This is a genomic window from Streptococcus sp. DD11, assembly GCF_001578865.1.
Classification (GTDB): domain Bacteria; phylum Bacillota; class Bacilli; order Lactobacillales; family Streptococcaceae; genus Streptococcus; species Streptococcus panodentis.
In genome coordinates this window covers 389,561-394,087 of sequence record NZ_KQ969392.1, presented here as the reverse complement: position 1 = coordinate 394,087, position 4,527 = coordinate 389,561, and the positions used below count along the sequence as shown (strand labels likewise).

5 protein-coding genes are annotated in these 4,527 nt (G+C 46.9%); all 5 read left to right on the top strand.

What is annotated here, in order from left to right; genetic code table 11:
- The first annotated feature begins 562 nt into the window (after nucleotides 1-562).
- The 5 genes from STRDD11_RS01835 to STRDD11_RS01815 all read left to right on the top strand — a co-directional run bounded on the left by STRDD11_RS01835 (nucleotide 563) and on the right by STRDD11_RS01815 (nucleotide 4,267).
- On the top strand, nucleotides 563-856 hold the full coding sequence (locus STRDD11_RS01835; RefSeq protein WP_128834794.1) for a WXG100 family type VII secretion target: 294 nt from the start codon (nucleotides 563-565) through the stop codon (nucleotides 854-856).
- Nucleotides 857-1,038: 182 nt separating this feature from the next.
- Complete coding sequence (locus STRDD11_RS01830) at nucleotides 1,039-1,464, top strand: DUF5082 domain-containing protein (protein ID WP_128834791.1); 426 nt, start codon at nucleotides 1,039-1,041, stop codon at nucleotides 1,462-1,464.
- 12 nt (nucleotides 1,465-1,476) lie between these two features.
- On the top strand, nucleotides 1,477-1,761 hold the full coding sequence (locus tag STRDD11_RS01825; RefSeq protein ID WP_128834789.1) for a hypothetical protein: 285 nt from the start codon (nucleotides 1,477-1,479) through the stop codon (nucleotides 1,759-1,761).
- 184 nt (nucleotides 1,762-1,945) lie between these two features.
- Nucleotides 1,946-3,733 carry a T7SS effector LXG polymorphic toxin gene (locus tag STRDD11_RS01820; protein WP_241209278.1) on the top strand — a complete coding sequence of 596 codons (1,788 nt, stop codon included), beginning with the start codon at nucleotides 1,946-1,948 and terminating at the stop codon, nucleotides 3,731-3,733.
- Between the two features lie 297 nt (nucleotides 3,734-4,030).
- On the top strand, nucleotides 4,031-4,267 hold the full coding sequence (locus tag STRDD11_RS01815; RefSeq protein WP_128835334.1) for a zinc ribbon domain-containing protein: 237 nt from the start codon (nucleotides 4,031-4,033) through the stop codon (nucleotides 4,265-4,267).
- The last annotated feature ends 260 nt before the right edge of the window (nucleotides 4,268-4,527 follow it).

Here is a 4,527-nt window from a genome sequence, read left to right as displayed (position 1 = left end):
GAGGGTATTTTTCTTTTAGGAAAAAACAGAATAAAAAATTTCTTATTTGAGAAAATCGCGAAAAGAGAAAAATAGATGGTAGACTAAGGGTGGTTAGACGATTTAGTCTAGTCATACTCTTTGAAAATCTCTTCAAACTAAATCAGCCATTCCAGTGCAATCTGCGGCTGATTTGTGCAGAAGTCAGAGAAAGCCTTCTGGGATTTTTCGGGACACGGCAGCAGGTACTGCCGCGGTGTCCGCTCCTGCTCATACTCAATGAAAATCGAAATCAGGCGAGGCAGTGAGACGCTCAAAAGCTCCGGTGGAATTTTTGAGGCTGCGGACAGGCTCTTTGGCGCAAACTGCCTTTGCTCGGTCTGCAACTTCCAACAGCTATTCTGACTCTTGGTGCTGCCAAAGGTTGCTTTTGATTTTTGAGGAGTAGGCGTTTGCTGCTGATGTTCATTGAGTATTACTATATCGCCATTTAGTTTGTCTTTTATTCCGTCGTTAACTGGCCTTGCTTTAACAGTCCTAAAAGCAAACTAAAAGACTATAACACAATAAAAGGAGAAGAATCATGGCTAAAGTTTCATTGTCACCAGAAGAACTTATTGCACAGGCGGGGGTCTATTCAAGAGCCCGCGACCAAATCGATGCAGCAATCAAGGCTGTTCAGGGAGCAAATGGCGAAATGCAGTCACACTGGGAAGGCAGCGCCTTTAATTCTTATCTGCAGCAGTATGATCAGCTGCAAAGCGAAGTAGTGAAGTTTGAAGAGCTGCTGACCTCCATCAATCAGCAGCTGAAGAGCTATGCCAACACAGTGTCTCAGCGCGATGCAGCGGATGCCAGCAGCTTTGGCTTGCATTAGGATTCTAAGAATAGAGGGCTGGGATGATGTCCTGGTCCTCTTTCTTTAATGGCTCCAACAGCCTTTCGGGCTGTTGGAGGCTGCAGCTAAAGAAAACAGGTGTCCAGCAGCCGGGGTTCATCAAAGAGGCTGGCCTTGCCATCTTTGATTTTCAAAAAACGATCACAGAAAGGAGTGCAGAAATGGCCGATACTTCAGCAGCTCATTATCAACATTTAGCAAGTCAGGCATCCACAAGCTATCATCAGGCGATGTCTCAGAAAGCTGCGGTTGATGCACAAATTTCTCGCTTAGAAACCGCCAAAACAAACTTAAAGAAAGAAATCAATCATTTCCAAAGCGATGTGATTGGCAAAATGTCTAAGATTGAAGGAGAGGATTCCTCACAATTCAAGGGCGAACGTAAAAATAAATACACGGAACAGCAGGCTTTGGTCAGTTCCGCGGCATCGAAAAATAAAAGCAGCCATGACAGTAATTTGTCCAGTATTGCAGCAAAAATTGCGGAATTGCAGAGTCAGTCTGCCAGTCTGCAGTCTGCAGCCAGCACAGCTTATAGCCAGATGGTCTCTTATCAGGCCTCTGCCCAAGCAGCCAATACAGAATAGAGAGGGAAGCGGATGGTAAAGACAGGTACAGATTATGCAGCATGGCAATCGCTTTTGGGCTCCACCAGAAGCCTCTGTGATGGGCTGGAGGCCCTAAATATAGACGATTTGCAGTTTTCATCGACAGACCTGAAGCCGTTCACTGGCTTTATCGCTGCGATTGCCCATTTTAACAATAGCAAAAGAAGCTATATGCGCTATCTTTTCGATGATTTGGACAATATGGACACGGTAGGGCTAAATAAGGCAAAGGATGACCGCAGGCAGGCTGAGGCTAGAGGGTATAAGATGCAGTAGTATTTTCGCCCTTCTTCAAACTGGATTCCATTCTTTCAATTTTAACCCTACGCGCCGTCAGCTTCGTGCAGGAGGGAGAGAAAGCTCTGGAGGAATGCTCGTGACAGGCCGGGAAAGCAGCAGCCATCCTGTCTGCTCCTGCCAAGTGTGCATGTTCATAGTTTGAGTATAAAAGGAGAACATCATGAAGATTGATATGACGGAGGTTCATCATCAAAAAACGACCTTAGATACTTCCATTACCAATATGACTGTCCGGCTGAATGTGGTTAAGAATGGTTTTGCAAAAATTGTCAGTTCGACCAGTTTGACAGGTCTGGTCAAGTCAGCTGTTGACGCCAAAATCAATAACTACCAAGCGCCCATATTTCTCAATCTGATCAATGCGCTGACGGTGCTTTCGACGCAGTATGACCGAACCATTGAGCAGTTTCAGAGCACGGTATCTGAGCATGCGGCGGATGCTGTGATCCATACGGAATACCTGCAGACTCTTTTGGACAGGTTTCCGGAGATTGAGGCCAGTATATCCGGTATTGATACGGTGACTTCAGCCATCTATTCCTCCATTGCAGATATTATCTCTCTGGCCAATCCGGACAGCTCAGCCATTCAAACTCCGCTGTCAGAAGCGAAAACCATCTTGACAGACACCAAGAAAAACATGGAAGCTTTTAATGCTTGGAAACAGGGAGATGAATTTGAAGATTTGCTGTCTTCTCAGGACCAGATGATTGCTACTTTATCCAATATTTCTGATATTGTCTATACTGAGAATGATGTCAGAGCCTTTTACAATCAGACTGGCTTTTTGCAGGGGACCAATCAAATCGACCAAATGACCGCCAACTCTTCTACTCCGGTGGAGCTGCTGACCAATGTAGGCAATACCTTGAATAGTTTTAGCCAATCGGATGTGTCTTGGTGGCGGCGGTTTATGATTGAGAGACAAGGAAAGCATGCTGTGGCCTCGGGCAAGATTTGGGTGGACAAAACAGGTCAGCTCAAGACAGACGGCAGCACAGAAGCGGCAATCTTTTTGGCCAATCTCAATACCAAGGGCGGCTTTGAAATTCTTGGCGTTCGGTTCAATGGTGAGGGAAAAGCCTTTATCGGTGCTAAGGCGGCGGCCAGTTTTAAGAAAACGCTGGTGGAGAAGGAAAAGTTAGAGCTGACAGCGCATGCGGAGGCCTTGCTTGGGCTGTCTGCTTCGGCAAATGGCGGCTTCAAGGTTGGCTCAGGCATCCTATCTGCCAAAGGAGATGCGAAAGCGGACGCTATGGCCGGAGCTTGGGCCAATGCTGACGGAACCCTCAAGTTTGATAAAAAAGGCCTCAAGATTGATGCCACAGCAGATGCTAAGGCTGGAGCCGAAGCCAAGCTGGAAGGTAAGTTAATAATGGGCAATAACGGTATGGCGCATGCTAAATTCAGCGGCTCAGCAAGTGCTTTTGCCGGCGCCCAAGCCAGTGCCAAAGCCAATGCCAGCATCGGCAGAGGAGGAGTGAAGGTGGAAGCTTCTGCCGATGCCATGGCTGGCGCTAAGGCGAAAGCTCAATTTGATGCTGAAATAGGCAATACTAAATATGGTATCACGCATGCGACATACGGCGTCAGCAAAGAAGCCTTTGCCGGCGCCCGTGCAGAAGCCAAGGCAAGCTTTGAAGCTGCAACCTATGGGAAAATAAAGGCTGAGGCTGGAGCTGAGGCTTTTGCCGGAAAAGAAGCCAAATTAGAAAACAGCGCGAAAGTGGCCTATGCTAAAGGCACAGTTGGAGTGAAAGGAAAGGTTGGTGTCGGTGCTAAAGCCAATGCCAGTTTTGAGGCCGGTAATGGAAAAATAGGAACAAGCATAGAGGTTGATGCAGCTCTCGGGTTTGGTGTTGGCTTTAAGATTGACTTAGAGTTTGACTACCAGTCAGCTCTGGATGATGTTGGCGAATTTTTGGATTTTATCAACCCATTTTGGTGATATGGTCATTTCGTTTATCTTTTGTTCCGTCCTTAACTCGCCTTGCTGTAACAGTCCCAACCTAGAAACAAGATAGTGAGGTAGAGAGGCTGTGGATGAGCTCGCTGCCCTATCGTCCTGGATTTAAGCGATAGGCTGAAACTGTCCCTCGGTCAGTTTCACTGCTAAAAGCAAAGGAAAAGACTATATTGCCGAATTCATGCTCTTGTTTTCGAATGAGCGCGTATGGAGTTGATTTTCGAAGACGGCGGCAGGGGGTTAAACCCTGCGGTCCAACTGATAAAGGAGGAAATGACGATGATTGTCTGGGGACATAAAGGTTATCAAAAGCAAGTAGGGCAGACCCAGAGCCCGATTGAGTGCAGCAACTGCAAGCATGCAGCGCCTTGGGACATTACCGAAGTCGGCCGCAAGTTTACCCTCTACTGGATTCCGACCTTCCCTTATGCCAGAAAATACTATCTGACCTGCCCGGTCTGTCAGTATGGCAAAGAAATCAGCAAAGATGAAATCGCTCGCTTTCTGCAATACTGATACCCAAAGAGTATAAAATCCAGTCTGCCCTCTTCTTTGATATTGACTGGGCCGGTCTGTCCTGCAGGCTCATAGCAATACTTTGGCTGCCTTCTGGTCTGTCTGCTCCTGCTTGATTTGCTGCTGTTCATCGAGTCTGATGGTGTGCATCCGTGTCAGCAAGGATTTGGATATTGGAAGCATCCATGGTAAAATGAAACCGCAATAGCCTTAAATAAAGGAGAAGAATAAGATGACTTTACGAACATTTCCAAGCGCAG